General features: G+C 65.4%; 16 protein-coding genes. 4 read left to right on the top strand and 12 right to left on the bottom strand.

Going from position 1 to position 18,277, the window contains the following annotated elements; translation table 11 throughout:
• Nucleotides 1–39: 39 nt before the first annotated feature.
• Genes GGD67_RS03265 through GGD67_RS03295 form a run of 7 tightly spaced genes read right to left on the bottom strand, consistent with a single transcriptional unit; the run spans nucleotide 40 to nucleotide 7,716 of the window.
• Complete coding sequence (locus GGD67_RS03265; RefSeq protein ID WP_179730847.1) at nucleotides 40–996, bottom strand: acyltransferase; 957 nt, start codon at nucleotides 994–996, stop codon at nucleotides 40–42.
• 16 nt (nucleotides 997–1,012) lie between these two features.
• A complete protein-coding gene (locus tag GGD67_RS03270) occupies nucleotides 1,013–1,984 on the bottom strand; it encodes a tripartite tricarboxylate transporter substrate binding protein (RefSeq protein WP_179730849.1) in 972 nt (323 codons plus the stop codon).
• A gap of 60 nt (nucleotides 1,985–2,044) precedes the next feature.
• The gene (locus GGD67_RS03275; RefSeq protein WP_179730851.1) at nucleotides 2,045–3,232 is read right to left on the bottom strand and encodes an iron-containing alcohol dehydrogenase; all 1,188 of its coding nucleotides are present in this window, start codon (nucleotides 3,230–3,232) and stop codon (nucleotides 2,045–2,047) included.
• Nucleotides 3,189–4,226 (bottom strand): 4-hydroxythreonine-4-phosphate dehydrogenase PdxA, encoded by a 1,038-nt coding sequence (gene pdxA, locus GGD67_RS03280; RefSeq protein ID WP_179730853.1) that lies wholly within the window; start codon nucleotides 4,224–4,226, stop codon nucleotides 3,189–3,191. Before pdxA ends, GGD67_RS03275 begins: the two co-directional genes overlap by 44 nt.
• Nucleotides 4,223–5,329, bottom strand: coding sequence for a four-carbon acid sugar kinase family protein (locus GGD67_RS03285; protein WP_179730857.1), 1,107 nt, complete (start codon nucleotides 5,327–5,329; stop codon nucleotides 4,223–4,225). Before GGD67_RS03285 ends, pdxA begins: the two co-directional genes overlap by 4 nt.
• A 2-nt stretch (nucleotides 5,330–5,331) precedes the next feature.
• Complete coding sequence (locus GGD67_RS03290) at nucleotides 5,332–6,771, bottom strand: FAD-binding oxidoreductase (protein WP_179730859.1); 1,440 nt, start codon at nucleotides 6,769–6,771, stop codon at nucleotides 5,332–5,334.
• 24 nt (nucleotides 6,772–6,795) lie between these two features.
• Complete coding sequence (locus GGD67_RS03295) at nucleotides 6,796–7,716, bottom strand: dihydrodipicolinate synthase family protein (protein WP_179730860.1); 921 nt, start codon at nucleotides 7,714–7,716, stop codon at nucleotides 6,796–6,798.
• Between the two features lie 103 nt (nucleotides 7,717–7,819).
• On the opposite strand from GGD67_RS03295, the gene GGD67_RS03300 reads away from it, so the two are divergent.
• Nucleotides 7,820–8,671 carry an IclR family transcriptional regulator gene (locus GGD67_RS03300; RefSeq protein ID WP_246784226.1) on the top strand — a complete coding sequence of 284 codons (852 nt, stop codon included), beginning with the start codon at nucleotides 7,820–7,822 and terminating at the stop codon, nucleotides 8,669–8,671.
• 134 nt (nucleotides 8,672–8,805) lie between these two features.
• Complete coding sequence (locus GGD67_RS03305; RefSeq protein WP_179730862.1) at nucleotides 8,806–9,537, top strand: DUF3750 domain-containing protein; 732 nt, start codon at nucleotides 8,806–8,808, stop codon at nucleotides 9,535–9,537.
• A gap of 41 nt (nucleotides 9,538–9,578) precedes the next feature.
• Here GGD67_RS03305 and rnz read toward each other — a convergent pair whose 3' ends face one another.
• The 4 genes from rnz to GGD67_RS03325 are packed head-to-tail and all read right to left on the bottom strand — an operon-like array spanning nucleotide 9,579 to nucleotide 14,164.
• Entirely contained in the window at nucleotides 9,579–10,484 is a 906-nt protein-coding gene (gene rnz, locus GGD67_RS03310) for a ribonuclease Z (RefSeq protein ID WP_179730864.1), read from the bottom strand.
• 52 nt (nucleotides 10,485–10,536) lie between these two features.
• Complete coding sequence (locus GGD67_RS03315) at nucleotides 10,537–11,520, bottom strand: antibiotic biosynthesis monooxygenase (protein WP_179730866.1); 984 nt, start codon at nucleotides 11,518–11,520, stop codon at nucleotides 10,537–10,539.
• 14 nt (nucleotides 11,521–11,534) lie between these two features.
• The gene (guaD, locus tag GGD67_RS03320) at nucleotides 11,535–12,932 is read right to left on the bottom strand and encodes a guanine deaminase (RefSeq protein ID WP_179730868.1); all 1,398 of its coding nucleotides are present in this window, start codon (nucleotides 12,930–12,932) and stop codon (nucleotides 11,535–11,537) included.
• On the bottom strand, nucleotides 12,929–14,164 hold the full coding sequence (locus tag GGD67_RS03325; protein ID WP_179730870.1) for a multidrug effflux MFS transporter: 1,236 nt from the start codon (nucleotides 14,162–14,164) through the stop codon (nucleotides 12,929–12,931). The genes guaD and GGD67_RS03325 overlap by 4 nt, the downstream gene beginning before the upstream one ends.
• Before the next feature lie 521 nt (nucleotides 14,165–14,685).
• On the opposite strand from GGD67_RS03325, the gene GGD67_RS03330 reads away from it, so the two are divergent.
• Entirely contained in the window at nucleotides 14,686–16,167 is a 1,482-nt protein-coding gene (locus GGD67_RS03330; protein WP_179730872.1) for an amidase, read from the top strand.
• A 34-nt stretch (nucleotides 16,168–16,201) separates the two neighbouring features.
• Here GGD67_RS03330 and GGD67_RS03335 read toward each other — a convergent pair whose 3' ends face one another.
• Entirely contained in the window at nucleotides 16,202–16,807 is a 606-nt protein-coding gene (locus GGD67_RS03335) for a TetR/AcrR family transcriptional regulator (RefSeq protein ID WP_028145193.1), read from the bottom strand.
• Between the two features lie 198 nt (nucleotides 16,808–17,005).
• Between GGD67_RS03335 and GGD67_RS03340 the strand changes: the two genes are divergently transcribed.
• A complete protein-coding gene (locus tag GGD67_RS03340; protein ID WP_179730874.1) occupies nucleotides 17,006–18,247 on the top strand; it encodes an efflux RND transporter periplasmic adaptor subunit in 1,242 nt (413 codons plus the stop codon).
• Nucleotides 18,248–18,277: the final 30 nt, after the last annotated feature.

Consider the following 18,277-nt stretch of genomic DNA (forward strand, 5'->3'; position numbering starts at 1 on the left):
GAAACAGAATTCGCCAATGGCTCACAATGTGCGGATTGGTCAGCGTGATCGGATCAAAGACCTGCAGATTGATCGCGATCTGGATGAAGAGAAAATGCGAGAGATAGACGCCATAGGAGGCATCGCCCAACGCGGTCGACAGCGGTCCGTTGATCCTTGAGAAGAGCGTCGGAATAACGATGCAGGTTGCGATAACCAGCGGCACGCCCTGAACGATGCCCCGTGATAGTCGACGTCGGCATAGACGTCGGCGAGGAGATAGAGGCAGTAGAGGGCCGCGAGCCAGTAGCCCGCACGCGTCGACCATGTCAGGCGATCTCGCAACGAGAAGAGCACAACGCCGGTGCCGAAATAGCCGATCTGGCTGTAAAACGGGAAGTAAGCCCATTTCCATTCGTAGACGTGCAGAATGGTCATCTTGATCGCGAAGGCGGCGACCACCAACCCGGCGAGCCATTTTCTGTTCAGGAGAAGCAAGGCAGGCAGCAACGCGTAGAAGACGATCTCCGCGCTGATCGACCACGCCTGCGGAACCAGGAGATACGTGGTGCTGTGCATGGCCGAATAGAGATCGAGACCCAGCAGCGACAGGTTGATCACATAGGGCCGCTCTTCCGTTCGGAGGGAATTGAAGATGCCGCTCTCGTTCGCCGGGTTCCACAGGTGTAGCGCGAACGTAGCCACCAGGACAGCGAGGTAGAACGGATAAAGCCTCGCGAAGCGGCTGGCGAAGAATGCAGCAGGCCGTCCCGGATAGTGCCGCTCATAGGCGGCGGCCATGTAGAAGCCACTGATGATGTAGAAGACTTCTACAGCGGCCAAACCTCCGATTGTCTGGTGAATGACGCCAAATTGGCAATGAAATCCAACGACGATCGCCGCCAGCAGAAAACGAACAGTCCCCATCACCCCCGCACCCGTTGGCTGATGCGAACTTAGACCGGCGACCGGCACTGAACAAGCGGCCGCCCCATCTGCATGCGGCGGCCGGCTCATCTCATCGCGTGCCGCCCTACTCCAGCTTGATGTTGGCGGCCTCGATCACCTTCTTCCAGCGCGCCGTCTCGGCTTTGATGTAGGCCGCGAACGGTTCGGAATCCACGGCGACAGCGGTGGCACCGAGTTCGGCCATCTTCTGCACCGTCTCCGGCTGCGCCATGAAGGCGCGGATCTCGGCCGAGAGCTTTTCGACGATCGGCTTGGGCGTGCCCGCGGGCACAATGAAACCGTGCCAGGCCACCGCCTCGAAGCCGGGCAGGAATTCGGCCACGGCCGGAGCTTCGGGATCGAAGGCGGCGCGCTTCGGCGTTGCGGTCGCGAGCAGCGCGAGCTGGCCGGTCTTCACCTGCGGCAGCAGCAGGGGGACGTTGTCGAAGGCGAGATCAATCTGTCCGCTCAGCAGATCCGTCAGCATCTGGCTGGAGCCCTTGTAGGGCACGTGCACCATCTTGGTGCCCGTCATCTGCTGGAATAGCTCGCTGGCAAGGTGCTGCGAGGTGCCGACGCCGGCCGAGCCGAACGAGACCTTGTCCGGATTCGCCTTCAGATAGGCAATCAGCTCCGGCACGGTACGCGCCTTGATTTTGTTGGGATTGACGACGAGAACATTGGGCACGACGCTGATCTGGGCGACCGGCACCAGATCCTTGTCCGGCTGGTAGCTGAGCTTCGGCCCGTAGAGCGACGGGTTGATCGCAAGCGCGGACGTGCTGGCAAGACCGAGCGTGATGCCATCCGGCGCCGATTTCGCCACCCGCGTCACGCCGAGGATCGAGCCGGCACCGCCGACATTCTCGACCACGAAGGGCTTGCCGAACTTCGCCTGCAAATGGTTGGAGACCATCCGCGCGAAGATGTCCGCGGTGCCGCCGGCGGCGAAGGGAACGACCACCGTCACCTGCTTGGACGGATAGCCGTCCTGCGCCTTTGCGGGTGAGGCCGCCAGCACCAAGGCTGAGGCAAGGACAAGCCACATCGATCTCATAGAAGTTTCCTCTGTTTTCCGTGTTGTTGATTGGCTGCCGCGCGCGAGCGGCGGAGACGGTCAGAACGCGACCTCGTACATGTTCAGGATCGCGTCCCGGCCGAGGTCGCGCGGATTGTTGTCGAGCAGGCGGCGAATGGCGTGCGCCTCGTCGGCCATCACGCCGAAATCGTCCCGGGGCACGCCGAGCGCGGACAGCCGCATCTCGATGCCGAGATCGCTGCAGAACTTGTAGCTTGCCTCGAACGCGAGCTTCGGATCGCCCTGCTCCGGCAGGCCGAGCGCCTGGAGCACCGCGATCGTCTTCGCTTCCACCGCCGGCATGTTGAACGCCAGCGTATGCGGGAAGATCACCGCGCAGGCGAGGCCATGTGCCACGTGGTGCCGCGTGCCGAGCGGATACGCCACCGCGTGGCCGGCTGTCGTGTTCACCGGTCCCAGGCAATAGCCGCCATAGAGCGAGGCCAGCGCGAGGCCCGCACGCGCCTCGCGATCGCCGCCATCGGCCACCGCGCGTTTGAGATAACGTCCGACCAGCCGCGCGCCTTCGAGCGCGTAGAGGTCGATCGTCGGATGCGCCTTGCGGCTGGTATAGGCCTCGACGCAATGCGCCAGCGCATCGACCCCGGTCGCCGCGGTGACCTCCTTCGGCACGGTCATCGTCAGATCCGGATCGACGATGGCGATGTCGGCCAGCATGAAGCGGCTCTGCACCGCCTGCTTGTTCTGGCTGACGGGATCGGTCACGAGCGCGCGGGTGCCGGCCTCGCTGCCGGTGCCCGACGTCGTCGGAATCTGCATCAGCGCGACGCTGCGGCCGGCCACCTTCTCCGGCCCGACGATGTCGGCAAAGGGCACGTCGCTCGTGCACATCACCGCGACCAGCTTGGCGAGATCCATCGCGCTGCCGCCGCCGAAGCCGACGACGAGATCGGGCTTGACGTCCTTCGCCATCGCCACCGCCTTCTCGAGATTAGGCAGGTCCGGCTCGGGCTTGACGTCGCCGAACACCTTCACCGCACCCGGCAGCGCCAGCATGTCGACGCGGCGTGCGTTGAACGGATCCGAGATCACCAGCGGCCGCCTGGCGCCGATCCGCTCGGCGTAGCGCGCTGCCGCGCCGATCGTGCCGTTGCCGAACTCGAGGACGGTGGGACGCTGGATTTCGATGGGCGTGAAGGCGTTGGTCATCGTGCGTTCGAACTCATGATTTGGATACGGAGGCGCCAGCGGCGAGCCGCTCGGCATAGTCGATGGCCTCGATCAGGCTGTGCTCGTTGGCGATGCCCTTGCCGGCGATGTCGAAGGCGGTGCCGTGATCGACGGAAGTGCGGATGATCGGCAAGCCCAGCGTGATGTTGACGCCGGACAATTCCTGCCAGCGGCCGGTCGCGGGATCGACCTGGAAGCCGAGCAGCTTGACTGGAATGTGCCCCTGGTCGTGATACATCGCGACCGCGGCATCGTACTGGCCGGCGCGCAGCTTGACGAAGATGGTATCGCCGGGCACGGGCCCGACGACGTCGAGGCCGTCGGCGACCGCTTTCGCGATCGTCGGTGCAGACACGTCGATGTCCTGCCGGCCGAACAGGCCGCCCTCGCCGGCATGCGGATTGAGCGCCGCGATCGCGATCTTCGGTTTGGCGATTCCGAGCCGCAGCAGGGCATCGTTGGTGAGGTCGATCACCATGCGCAGACGCTCCGGCGTCAGGCGCTTCGGCACGTCCTCCAGCGCCACATGGGTCGAGACATGGCTGACGCGCATATTGCCATGGGCGAGCAGCATCACCGAGCCGCGCACGCCGGTGAGATGCGCCAGCATCTCGGTATGACCAGGGAAATGATAGCCGGCCTTGTTGAGCGCTTCCTTATTGAGCGGCGCCGTGACGATCGCCGCGGTCCGGCCCGCCTGCGTCAGGCGCACGCCCTGCTCGATCGCCTTGTAGGCAAAGCGGCCGCCATCGGCGCTGAGCACGCCGGGCTTGATCGGGTCGCCCTCGATGTCGGCCTGGAGGAAGCAGAGGTTCGGCCAGTCACGATCCTCGCTGCGCACTTCGGGAATCGCAATGCCGGCACCGAGCGCGGCTTTCGCACCATCGAGCGCCGCGCCGCTGCCGATGATCAGGATCCGCAGATCGCCGTTCGCGATCCGGTCCTTCAGCCCGACGCAGGCCTTGACGATGATCTCCGGCCCGATCCCGGCGGGATCACCCATGGTGATGGCAAGATGACGAGAGGTCATGTCGGACTCCCCTTGCTGAGCAAATGATTATCCCGAAGCAGGTCGCGCCACAGCTCGCTGAGACCGAAGGCGCCGGACTTCGAGATGACATCGACGCCGGCCCAGCGGCCGCCTTGCAACGTCGAGCGCGGCAATCCCGGCACGATACGTCCTGTCACCTCGAGCGCATGCGCGCCAAGGGCAAGGCATGCGGCCTTCAGTGTTTCTCCACCGGCAACAACCAGCGTGCCCGGTGGTTCGAGTGCTGTGATCAGCCGGGTCATCTCGTGCGCGATCCGCCGCGCCGCCTCGGCTCGCGTCAAGCCGTCAGCGAGGGCGAATTTGACCAGCGCCACGCCCTCGTCGGCCAGCTTGCGTCGAACGCCCGCGCCGCCCTCCCCCTCGGCCAGCGCGATGGTGGCGTGACCACATGCCGCCAGCTGGGATGCGGTGGCGGCCTGGTCGGAGCCGAACAGCCCCAGCACCGGCCGCTTCAGTTGCGAGGACGCAGAGGAGCCTTGACCCCGGGCAAGCGCACCGGCGAGGCCGCCGCTGCCACACCACAACACGGGCCTCGGCATGCGCTGCGCCATTTCGACGACGCGATCGAGGTCGAGGTCGCTCTCGGCATCGAACACCTGAACGCCGCCTTGCGAGAGCGTTTCGGCCGTGCCCTGTCGTGCTTCGATGCCGTCTTGCCGCAACTGATCCAGCAAATTGTCGCCGACCCTGTGCCAATCGCCATGCACGGTGCGGGCGAATTGCTGGCCACCGACAGTGCGGCGTCCCTGATAATCGAACGCCGGCGCGACCACGCAAGAAGCCCAATGGCCGCTGCGCAGGCAGGCGTCGAGCTCAGCCGCCCACGCGCCCCGAAGGAGGCTATCGACCTTCTTGTAGGCGATCGTCCCGCCCTGAAGGTGGGGCGCCAGTCGCCCAACGATTTCGACGCTCTCGGCCTTCGACCGCTCACGGGTGCCGCTATCGATTGCCAGGCTCCCGGACTCCAGCGGCGCAAGCGCGCCCGACCAGACGACATCGAACGGACCGCACAGGCCGACGAACTCCGCCGCGGTGTCGAGCGCACCGGTGAGATCGTCGGCAAGCAGGCGGACGCTCGTCATGGTTATGCCGCTCCCGCACCAAAAATCTTGCCGGGATTCATCAAGCCCTTCGGATCGAGCAATTTCTTGATATCGCGCATCAGCTCGATGTCGAGAGGATCGGCAACACGGGCAAGCCGGCCGCGATTGGTGATGCCGATGCCGTGCTCGGCACTGATCGCACCGCCCTGCGCCGCGGTCTCGTCGTCAACGATCTCGTTGATCTCCGCCACCAGCGCCGCCGTCGCCGCCGGATCCTGGCAACGCGCGCGATCGATCAGGGCGATGACGTGGATGTTGCCGTCGCCGATATGGCCGTGCATCACGACCCGCGCGTGCGGTACCGCGGCGTTGATCCGGGCCTCGACATTGGTGACGAAGGCGGCCTGGCGTTCCAGCGGAACGACACTGTCGTGCGAGACGACATAGCCGCTACGCTTGTTGCCTTCGGACACGCTGTGCCTGACAGCCCAGATCGCCTTGGCCTGTGCGAGGTTGGAGGCCAGGATGGCGTCCTCGGCAAGGCCGGCCTCCATCGCATCCGCCAGCGCCGTGGCGAGCGGCTCATCGAGGTCGACGCCGGCGAGCGTGTCGGTCAGTTCGACGATCAGATACCACGGCGTCGTCAGCTCGAAGGGGATCGTGACATGCGGCACGGACTCTGCGATCGCCTCGATCTGCGCGCGCGACATGATCTCGAGGCTGCCGAGCCGGTCGCCGACCGCGCCGCGCAGGCGCTGCATGATCTCAAGCGCCTGCTCCACACCCTGCAATTTCAGCAGCGCCAGCGCCGAGCTGCGCGGCGGCGCGAACAGCTTCAACACCGCCGCGGTGATGATGCCGAGCGTGCCCTCTGCCCCGATGAAGAGCTGCTTCAGCCCATAACCCGTGTTGTCCTTACGCAATGCGCGCAGGCCGTTGAAGATTCGCCCGTCGGGCAGCACGACCTCCAGCCCGAGCACGAGATCGCGCGTCGGCCCGTAGCGCAGCACGGCCGTGCCGCCCGCATTGGTCGAGATGTTGCCGCCGATCTGGCAGGAGCCTTCGGCGCCCAGGCTCAAGGGAAAGTAGCGATCGACCTCGCGCGCCGCATTCTGCACCTCCGCGAGGATGCAGCCGGCCTCGACTGTGATCGTGTTCGCGAGCGGGCTGACGTCGCGCACGGCCCGCATCCGGTCGAGCCGGATCACCACATTGCCGGCCCGATCGTCCGGCGTTGCCGCCCCGCACATGCCGGTGTTGCCGCCCTGCGGCACGATCGCGAGCTGCCGTGCCGCACAGAATTTGACGACTGCGGCGACCTCGGCGGTGGAGCCGGGCTTCACCACCGCAACCGCGCGGCCGTGATAACGCCCGCGCCAGTCCACCACATAAGGCTCCTGGTCGGGTCCGGACGCGATGATTTGCTTGTCGCCGACGATCGCGGCAAGCCCGGAAAGCGCGTCCTGGAAGGAGTCCGACATCGGATCGCCTCGTCGTCGCGCCGGCTACAAAGCGGCTGCGAATGCCGCAGCATTCGCGAGCAGCTCTTTCACCTGCTCGGGCGGCAACGACTCCAGCGGCGGTCGCAGGCGCTGCCATCCGGCGTGGCCAGTGCGCTCTGCCACCAATGTCTTCAGCGAGGCCATCTGCGGGAAGCGCGAGACCAGCTCGCGCGCTTTCACGATGCGCGCCTGCGCCGTCTTGAGCGCCGCGTCGTCGTCGCTATCGCGAAAATGCTTGTAGACATAGGCAAGGTCCCGCGCGACCAGATTGGAGGTCGCCGTGATGCAGCCGGCGCCGCCCTTGCGCAGCAGCGGCAGCAGCAACGGATCGGCTCCGACCAGAACCGAAAAGCCGGGGAAGCGCTCGACCATCGCGGTCATGTTCGCGAAGTCGCCGGAGGAATCCTTGATACCCACGAACGTTGCCGGATAAGCCGTTCGCACCCGCTCGATCAGCGCATGCGAGATCGGCTGCGCCGACATCTGCGGGATGTGATAGAGCACGACCTTGAGCCTGGCATCGCCAATGCGCTGCACGATTTCGCTATAGGACGCGTAAACGCCGTCGTCCGTGACACCCTTGTAATAAAACGGCGGCAGCATCACGACGGTGTCGACGCCGACCGAGAGTGCGTGGCGCGTCAGGGCGATGGTCTCGCTGAGCGCGGCCACGCCGGTGCCCGGCAGAAGACGTTGCGGCGCGATGCCGGCAGCCACCACCGCCTCGAGCAGCGCCATGCGCTCCGCCGCGGAGAAGGAGTTCGCCTCGCCCGTCGTGCCCAGCAGCGCGATACCGTCGCAGCCCTCATCGAGGAGATAGCGGCAATGCGCGATGAAGCGCGCATGATCGGGAGCGAGCTGGGAGTCGAGCGGGGTCAGCGCGGCGGAAAACACGCCATGAGGGTGCAGCGATGGTGTCGACAAACTTCCTCCGATCGTCAAATCAGTTGTTCGGAATGCGAACATTTGTTATTGGCTTGACCAGTCGTAAAATCAGCTTGCCGCCGCGTCAAGGGCGGTGGCTGTCATGGCAAGGCATTCGGGCATGGCCAAGGTCGAAAAGAACGCCACAAAGCGCAAATCGGAATCGCCCCCGAAAAACCCCAAGAATCATGTGGCGTCCGTCGGCAAGGCCTTTGCCGTACTGAAGAGCTTCAGCAGCGAGGCGTTCGAACTCACCCTGAGTGAGATCGCCGCACGGGCTAATCTCGATCGCGGAACGGCGTTCCGGTTGATTCAGACCCTGACCGAGATCGGCTATCTCCAGGCCGTGCCGCAGAGCCGCCGGTTCCGCCTCGGCGTTGCCTGCCTCGACCTCGGTTACACCGTGCTATCGCATGGGTCGTTGCGCCCAATGGTCGAGCCGTTGCTGCGCGATCTCGTGCCCGATGTCGGCGATGCGGCTTCGCTCGGCATCCTCGACGGCGGCGACGTGGTCTATCTCGCGCGCGTCGGCGCGGGCCTCGACCGCCACAAGATGGATCGCCGGCCGGGCACGCGCATTCCCGCCTACAGCGCCGCGCTCGGTCACGTCATGCTGGCGCATCTGGCGCGGGACGAGCAGATCGAGCGACTGGAATCGCGCCCTCGCGTCAAACTGTCGGAGCGGACGCTGACCGATCTCGATGCCTTGCTCGCCCGGCTCGATCAGGTGAAGAGAAAAGGCCATGCCGTCTCCGACGGCGAGAACGCCTACGGCCTGCGCACGCTGGCAACGCCGATCTTCGACGCCCAGGGCTCGGTGATCGGGGGATTGAGCATCACGGTCGATGCCATGCGCATGGACATGGCGGCCTTCCGCGACCAGGCACTGCCGCGGCTGATGGAGCTGACCAGCCAGGTACAGGATCTCGCGATCAAGTCGGGATTGACGAGCTGAGCGATCTCTTCGAGGACGTGTCCCGTGCGACGTCACAGCTGACGATCTGCATTCGAAGATCATTGTGAAAACGCTTTCGCGACCTATATCGTCAAGGCTTCCTTCCGAAACCCGATTTCCCCTTGCGAAGAGCCGTGCTCATTTTCTTCCTGCTCCTGTTCGTGCCGATCGGCCTATCGGCCGCGCGGTACTATTGGCTTGGAGATGGCCGCGGCAATTGGCAGACGGCTGACCGTTCCAGCGCAGGCCTGCTGCCGCCGGCTTCTTCCCATCCCGATGCCCTGATCCGGGTTTATGCGGCCCGAACGGTCCGGTGGCGAAGCATCTTTGCCGTCCACACGTGGATCGTCGTCAAGGAAAAGGATGCGACCAGCTACAGCCGATACGACTACACCGCGTGGGGCGAACCGATCCGGAGCAACGGCTTCGCTCCCGATGGAAGGTGGTTCGGCGCCCTGCCGGAAACCGTCGTCGCCGTAGATGGGTCACGGGCCGAGCTCCTCATTCCCAGGATTAGGACTGTGATCGAGACTTACAAGTTTCGAACCTACGGCGACTACAGCGCCTGGCCGGGACCGAATTCAAACACCTTCGTTCAAGCCGCTCTTGATGCCGTGCCGGAACTTCGCGCGGTTCTGCCACCGACCGCGATCGGCAAGGATTATCCCTATTCCGGGGAATGGATTGGGCTGACCGCCTCGCGCACCGGCTTCTATGCCTCGCTCTTCGGCTATCTCGGCCTGACCCTCGGCTGGGTCGAAGGCCTCGAGATCAACTTCTTCGGCGCCGTGCTCGGCCTCGACATCCGCCGGCCCGCCGTCAAGCTGCCGGGCATCGGCCGCCTCGGTGTTGCCGCCGATCTGTAGAGCCGGACGAGACCGCGACTGGCGATGTTTCGTCGCGACGGCTAGACCACGATGTGATCGAAGTCGGCGGCGATCCGGGTGTTCGGAAAGATCCTCGCCGCCTCGGCGAGAATCTCTTCGTCCTCATAGCGTCCCGACATATGGGTCAGCACGAGCTGCTTCACATTGCTCTCTGCCGCAAACGACGCCGCTTCTGCCGCGGTGAGATGGCCGTAATCCCGCGCGGTCGAGGCGTCACGATCGAGGAACGTTGCCTCGATCACCAGCATGTCGGCGTCGACGACGTGTTGCGCCAGCCCCTCGGTGGTTTCGGTGTCGCCGATCACGACAAGTTTCCTGCCGCCGCTCGGCGGTCCCAGGACATCTTCCGGATCGATCGTTCGATCGCCGTCGATCACGATCGCCCGGCCTGCGGCCAACTCGCCGCGCAAGGGACCGTCGGGAACGTCCAGCGCCGCCAGCAGATTTGGCTGAAGGTGGCGGCGAGCGGGGCTTTGGAAGACGAATCCAAAACTGTCGGTGTCGCGATGGCGGACCGGAAAACAGTCGATGGTGAAGTCGCCGGCGTCGACGAACCGTCCTGCGGCCAAGGGAGCGAATTCCACCGGAAGCGGCGCCCTGCCCGCACCCCACAACCCGGCCAGCATCTGGATGACCGTCTCGAGCGTCGCTGGACCGCCATGAACCATCATCACCTCGGCGCTCTGCCGCAAGCGCAGCGTCGAGAACAGGCCGGGGATGCCGAGCACATGATCGAGATGCGCATGCGTCAGCAGAATGCGGTCGAGCCGTCGAAAACCTGCGCCACTGCGCAGCAACTGGCGCTGCGTGCCCTCGCCGCAATCGACCAGCATGCGCTGTCCGACGGCCTCGATCAGCAGGGCCGGATGGTTGCGCTCCGCGGAAGGAACGCTCGCCGAGGTGCCGAGGAATGTCAGGGCAAACATGGTCGTCGATGTCCAGCGACCGCCCCTCTCCGCGACGGTACGGTGAACGGTCTCACCGTCCCCAATGCCACGCGAGCAACAGCGCGTATAGCCCCATCGACGCGGCGTAGAGTGCGGCAAGAAGTGCGTAGCCCGCGATCTGGCGACTGATCGCGGCCTTCGGCGTGACCCACCAGTCGAGTGCCTTGAAGGCGGCGGGCACCAGCCACCAGCCGAGCAACTGGGTGCTGACGAGATTGCCGACGAACAGCGACAGCCAGATCGGCACGCCATGACTGTCGATCAGCGGCCGGCTGATGAAAGTGCCCCAGAGATAGACCACGGGATAGAGCACCAGGAGGACGATGAGGTTGCTCTTCCAGATCAGGGCCGGGCCCTGCTCGGGAGCCCCCGTCTTGCCGGCCGGGAACCAGAAATTGAAGCCGTAGCTCGCGCGCTTCACGTTCATGCCGGCGTTGAAGCGCTCGCCCTCCTTCAGCAGGGTCTGCCGGACGGGCGAGCCCAGCCATGCATTGAGGTTGGCATCGCTGTCGAACGACAGGATGACGATCCATTCGTCGCGCAAGCCCGGAATCGGCCGCTCGATCTTGTGGCGCAAGAACCCCTTGAACTCGGCCTCGGCAGCCTGGATGCGCTGCTGCCATTTCAGAAACGCGTCCTCCAGTCCATCCGGCACCTTGAAGGAGATGACGGCCGACACCGCGCTGTCGCGCTGGACGCCGGTGTCGGGCAGGATATGAACATCCTCCGAACCGACGAAGAAGCGCTGCACCTCCCCGATCAGCTTCGCCCGCACCTCGCTCTGGAGCCAGGCGCGCGCGGCGGCCGGGCTGGCGAAGCGCAAAATCGTCACCCAGTCGACATGCGCCGGCGGCTGCGGCGGCACCACCTCCTGCCCCAGGAAACCGGGCCAGGCCTTGAGCGCCTCGCCCACCTCGCCGTTCCATCGCGCGAACGCGGCAAAGCCCTCGTCAGCGATGCGACGCTGGATGACGAGGGCGACCGGCTTGCCGGCTGTATCCGGAGACGTGCTCATCGTCGCGGTCCGCTTCAGCTCTTCTTGTAGAGCCGCTTGCCCATCACCCAGGTCTCGTCGACGCAGCGATCGTCGCCGACCATCATCACCGCGAACAGCATGCTCGCGGCCTCGTCCATCGTGCGCGGGCCGGCGCCCTCGGCGATCAGCGATTGGTGCCACGCTTGGGCGATCTGCCCGCCGTTCGGATCAAGCGCGACGAAATCAGCTTCCTTGCCGGGCTCGAAATTGCCGAGCTTGTCGTCGATGTAGAGGCCCTCGGCGCCGCCGAGCGTGATCGACCAGAAGCCGCGATAGGGCGAGAGCTTGTTGCGCTCGGCCTCCGCGAGGTCCTTCCGCGTGGGATCGATGCTGCCGTCGAGCAGCGTGTTGTTGCACATGCCGACCTTGTAGGCGTCGTCGAGCACGGAGATCATCGAGAAGCGATTGCCGCCGCCGACATCGGTGCCGAAAGACATCTTCACGCGATGCTCCGGATCGGTGGCGCGGCCGAGGCGAAACAGGCCGCTGCCGAGGAACAGGTTAGAGCACGGACAGAACACCACCGCCGCGCCCTTCTTCGACATGCGCCGGAATTCGTTGTTCGAGAGATAGACGCCGTGACCGCCTGAGAACTTCGGCCCGACAAGGTCGAACTTCTCGTAGACGCCAAGATAGTCCTGGCAGTCCGGGTGCTCGACCAGCACGCCACTGCATTCAGCCGGGTTCTCGGAGATGTGGGTGTTGACCCAGCAATCCGGATGCTCGTGCTTGAGGCGCTGGCACGCCTTGAGCAATTCCGGCGAGGCGCCGAAGGCGAAGCGCGGCGTGATGGCGTAGAGGTTACGGCCCTTGTTGTGATACTCTGCGATCAGCCGCTTGCTGTCGCGATAGAAATTCTCCGGCGTATCGATGAAATCGGCTGGCGCGTTGCGATCGATGCCGGTGAGGCCTGCGATCACGCGCATGTTGCGGCGGGCCGCTTCCTCGAACAGTTCCTCGGTTGAAACTGGCGAGGAGCTCGTGAAGGCCTGGCAGGTGGTGGTGCCGGAGGCCAGCAGCGCGTCGAGGAAACGCTTGACGCCCTCGCGCGCGTAGTTGCGATCCCGGTATTTGAGCTCTTCCGGATAGACCCATTTCTGCAGCCACGGCAACAGCTGCTCGCCATAGGCCCCGAGCACGCGGGTCTGCGGCAGATGGATGTGGCCGTCGATGAAGCCGGGGACGATGATGCGGTCCTTGATACGGGTGATCTCAACGCTCGGATGGCGGGCGGCGATCGTCTCGTAAGGACCGAACGCCTTGATGACGCCGTCCGTGACGATCATGAGGCCGTCCTGATGAAAGCGCGCGGCGGCCTGCTCGTCGCCGACATGCTTCCAGGGATCGTCGACGAAGTCGAAGAACGTGCCGCGAATACCGACCGTGGTCATGATTGGGTCCCTTCCTTAAGACTGTTTGGCTGGCGCACTGACGGCAAGGAGATCGCGAGCAGCGTGCCCGCGATGGCGCAGAGGCCGAGATAGAGCCATCCGATCGGCGCCTGCGTTGCTTCAGGCAACACCGCCGCGATCGCCATGGCGCCGCTCACGGCGAGATAGCAGAGCGCGCTGATGAGGCCGCCGATCAGGCCGTGGTCGCGTTCGAACAGGCCGAGCGCCATGCCGTACATCATCGGACACAGCACGCCGCAGCCGCCGAGCACCAGCGCGCCGCCGATCGTGATCGACGCGAAATCGAGACCGACGACCATGCCTGTCACGGTCAGCACCGCGGAGCCTGCGAGAAACAGCGCGAAGGCGCCGAAGCCCAGCATGCGGGCCGGCATGACGCGCGCAAAATGCGCGCAGCCGAGCTCGCCGGCGAGGTTGACCCCGCCGAGGCCGAGCGCGACGAGGCCGTAGATCGCCGCCGAGTAACCGAGGCCGGTCTGGTAGAAGAACGGTGCGACGACGCCGAATGCCAGCTGCGCGCTCGCGGCCGCAGCGAACACCAGCACGAAAGCCAGGAAGCCCGGGCGGACCACCGCCTCGCGCAAGATACCCGCGGTACGGCGCGGATCGAACGGCGCGCGCCGCTCGGCCGGCAACGTCTCGGGCAGAAGAAACACGACGATCGCAGCGACGATGGCCGCGGCGATCGCAATGATGACGAAGACACCACGCCATGACGTCAGCTCGACGATGAAGCCGCCGGCCGCGGGCGCAAGCACCGGCGCGAGTCCCCAGGCAGCGCCCAGCAGGCCGGAGATCGCCGTGAGCTCACGGCCGCGATAGCAATCGGCCGCAACCGCATAGGCCACGACAAGGCAGGTGCAGCCGCCGATCCCTTGCAGGAAACGCAAGCCGAGCAGGAGCGAGGCGCTGGTGGCGAGCGCGCAGGCGATGCTCATCGCGATCAGCACCGACAGGCCTGCGAGCAGGACGTTGCGGCGGCCCAGCGTGTCGGAGGCGATGCCGACCGGCACCAGCGCCAGACTCATGCCGAGCATGTAGGCGGTGACGGTGTTCTGCATCGAGGCGGGATCGGCGGCGAGATCCACCACCATCTGCGGCAGGCCGGGCGTATAGGCATCGAGCGGAATTTGGCTGAACGGCACGACGCACAGCAGGATCGGCACGATCCCCCGCTTCGCGCAACCGGCGTCCGAAGCAAATGCGGTCATGAGCAACGCCCCTTTGATCTCCGCGGGCCCATCTTTTCGTGCGCGCAATGAGACGCGACGATGCAGGTTGCGGGAACTTTGACGCGCGGGAGCGTGCCAGAACTGTGTGTAAGAATTCTTAGGAGCGCCCGTATCGATACGGCCTTTGACGGCTGATGCCCTGGCCCGGGGGACGCCCAAACAAAAAACGCGAAAACAACCCCATGCAAAGTACAAATCATTGAAGAATTTCGCGCCGCACGCCGCCAAGGCCTGCCGCCGCGGACGTTTGACACGTCGGGCAAAGCAGGCGCGGAGTCGGATCATGGCCGATTGGGAATCCCGCCAGCGCGCCGGTCCGTTAACGGGTCGGAAGGCATAGCTGCTTCGAAGCCCGGCCTCCGCATCGGTGCCCCCGGCAAGCAGATCTGATGTCCGTTGCGCCGCCTCCTCATCCCCCTCTCAAAATCGCAAGTTCGGTGCCCCGAGCGATCTGCAGCGGGGTAGCGTCGACACCGCGATGAGATACATTGGAGTTCGTGATGACCGCAGATGCTGCTGACTTGAACTACGGCTCGATCAGAGCACTGGCGAGCGCCCTGCACGCCCGCAAGATATCTGCCTCGGAATTGCTCGAGCACACGATCGCGCGCATCGAGGAACTGGACGGGCGGATCAACGCGGTCATCGTGCGCGATTTCGATCGCGCGAGAGCGGCCGCGCGCGCCGCCGATGCCGCACTGGGCCGCGGCGAGCAACGGCCATTGCTCGGCATCCCCGTGACCTTGAAAGAGCCCTTCAACGTCGCGGGCCTGCCGACGAATTGGGGCTTTCCGCATTTCAGGGATTTCCAGCCGGCGGAGGATGCCCTCGTCGTCTCGCGGTTGAAGGCGGCCGGCGCCATCGTCATCGGCAAGACCAACATTCCGATCGGCCTCAGGGATTTCCAGAGCTACAACGAGATCTACGGGACGACTAACAACCCGTGGGACCTCGGCCGGTCGCCCGGCGGCTCCTCCGGCGGATGCGGCGCGGCGCTGGCCGCAGGCTTCGGTCCACTCTCGATCGGGTCGGATATCGGCGGCTCGATCCGGGTCCCCTCGCATTTCTGCGGCGTGTTCGGACACAAGCCGAGCCTCGGCCTGGTCCCGCTCCGCGGATACGGCCTGCCGCCCGCACCGCCCGTCCCGAGCCAGGGCGATCTCGCGGTCGTTGGGCCGATGACGCGCACGGCCTCGGACCTCGCGCTGGCGCTCGACGTGATCGCCGGCCCGGACGAGACGCGCGACGGGATCGGCTATCGGCTTGCGCTGCCCGCCTCGCGCCATGATGATCTCAGGGATTTCAGGATCCTCGTGGTCGACACGCACCCGTTGATGCCGACGGGCGAGGCCGTGCGTTCAGCCATTGGACGATTGGCCGAGCGGTTCGGCAGATCGGGCGCACAGGTGGCGCGCTCGAGCACGCTGCTGCCCGATCTCGCCGAGTCTGCGCGGCTCTACATGAAGCTGCTCAACGCCGCGCGAAGCCCGCGCCTGACACCGGCCGCCCTCGCCGAGGCGCAAGAAGCTGCCGCCGCACTCTCCCCCGACGACCGCAGCCTGCAGGCCGAGCGCGCCCGCGGCTGGGGCATGATCCATCGCGAATGGCTCGCGACCGATGCGGCGCGCTTGCAGCTGCAACGACGGTGGCAGCAGCTATTCCGTGAGTTCGACGCCGTGATCTACCCGGCCGCCGCCGTGCCGGCCTTTCCGCATGACCATTCCGAACCGTTCGACGCACGGCAGCTCGACATCGATGGCAAGCTCTATAATTACTCCGATGCGTGCTTCATCTGGGCCGACCCCGCGTCGACCTGCGGTTTGCCGGCAACCGCCGTTCCGATCGAGCGCACAGCGACGGGCCTGCCGGTCGGCGTCCAGATCATCGGGCCCTATCTGGAGGATCGTACGACGATGGCGCTCGCCGACCTGATCGAACGCGAGTTCGGCGGCTTCGTGCCGCCGCCGGCGCTGTCTGCATAATCTGCGGGATGACAGCGGGCGGCGCTTACGGCCATCACGTTCGGTCGGCCGACTGCGCCTCGACCGCCTGCACGGCGACGCTCGCCACCTGCCGCAGCGCTTCGCGATCTGCGCCCGAGGATGCCATCACGCCCATGCCGACCGCGACGGCCGAGACGTAGCGCGCGAGCGCGGCGGGATCGGCGCTCTCCTTGAGATCGCCATCGGCCTTGGCACGGACAAAACGGTCCCGGAGTTGGTCCTCGTTCTGGGCGCGGCGGGCGGCGAGCTCGAATGGGACGTTTTCGGAGCCGGTGCCGCAGGCGATGCCGCCCTGCACGAGCAGGCAGCCGGGCGGATTGGCGGGATCGGTCTGCTTCTCGGCGATGCCCATCAGCATCCGTTCGGCGACGTCGCGGGCGGTGGACGCGGCCACCACCTCGTCCATCCAGACGCCGCGCAGCTTGGTGTAGCGATCGAGCGCAGCCTTCAGCAGACCTTCCTTGTTGCCGAAACAGGCATAGAGGCTGGGCGGATTGATGCCCATGGCCTCGGTCAGCTGCGCGATCGTGGCGCCCTCATAGCCATGGCGCCAAAACACTTCCATCGCCTGGTCCAACGCCGTTTCGGCGTTGAATTCGCGGGGGCGTCCCATGCGCATGTGCCTGTCTCCTCGGAATCGGCGGCCTGTATCAGCTTAACGCCGGTCCTATCTATTTGTTCTGGCTTTCTTTTTCTTGTGTCTTCCAATCGTCGCGGTATCGGCGTACATTTTTCTTAGTGAATGGTACATAAGTATCTTGCACTGCGACATCCACCTCCACATCTGTAGTGAACACTACATATTTGGAGCGCGCAAATGCCCCCCTCCCAAAATACCTCCCGCGCCGGCCGCCTTGGCCGCCTTCTTGGCGGCGTTGCCATCTTGGGCGCCCTCGCCGTAGCCGGTACGGTTGCGACCGGCCACTATCTTCGTTCCGCCCAGGCAACCGCAACAGCCGCAGCGGCTGAACAGGCGGTGCCCGTCACCGTCGCCATGATCGAGCCGCGGCAGACGGCGCTGTGGGACGACTTCTCCGGCCGGTTGGAAGCCATCAACCGTGTCGAGCTCCGCCCGCGCGTTGCCGGTGCGATCCTTTCCACCAACTTCACCGAAGGTGCGCTGGTGAAGGCTGGCGACGTGCTGTTCAAGATCGATCCGGCGCCTTACGCCGCCGAGGTCGACAAGGCCAACGCCCAGCTCGAGGCCGCAAAGGCGCGCGTGGTGTTCACCACCAGCGAGGTCGAACGCGGCGCGCAGCTGGTCGGCAACGCCGTCGTGACACGCCGCGATTTCGACCAGCGCGAGAACGCCAACCGCGAAGCGATCGCCAGCGTGAAGGCGGCCGAGGCAACGCTCCAGACCGCAAAGCTCAATCTCGACTACACCGAGGTGCGCGCGCCCGTGGACGGTCGCGTCGGCAAGATCGAGATCACCGTCGGCAATCTCGTCGCTGCGGGCACCGCCTCCCCGGTGCTGACCTCGCTGGTCTCGGTCAATCCGATCTATGCGTCATTCGATGCGGACGAAGAGGTCGTGCTGCGTGCGCTGAACTCGATCGCGGACGCCAAGGGCGGACGCGGCAAGCTCGACCAGATCCCGGTTGAGATGGCGACCTCCGGCGGCCTCTCGGCAAAAGGCCACATCCAGCTCATCGACAACCAGGTCAACGGCCAGAGCGGCACCATCCGGGTGCGCGCGGTGTTCCGGAACGAGGACGGGCGTCTGATCCCCGGCCAGTTCGCCCGCGTGCGCATGGGCCAGCCGAAGCAGCAGACGCTGGTCATGATCGACGAGCGCGCGATCGGCACCGATCAGGACAAGAAGTTCGTGATGGCGGTCGGCGACGACAGCCGCGCGGTCTACCGTCCGATCACGCTCGGCAGCGCCGTCGACGGGCTTCGCATCGTCACCTCGGGCCTGAAGTCCGGCGATCGCATCGTCGTCAACGGCCTGCAGCGCGTGCGTCCGGGCGCCCTCCTCAAGACCGAGGTCGCGGCGATGGGCGCGCGTGGGCAGCAGGCTTCGAACCACAGCAACCAGGACGTCGTGCAACGCTAGTGTTCTCTGTTATTCCGGGGCGCGCGTAGC

The sequence above is a fragment of the Bradyrhizobium sp. IAR9 genome (assembly GCF_013408065.1).
Taxonomy (GTDB): domain Bacteria; phylum Pseudomonadota; class Alphaproteobacteria; order Rhizobiales; family Xanthobacteraceae; genus Bradyrhizobium.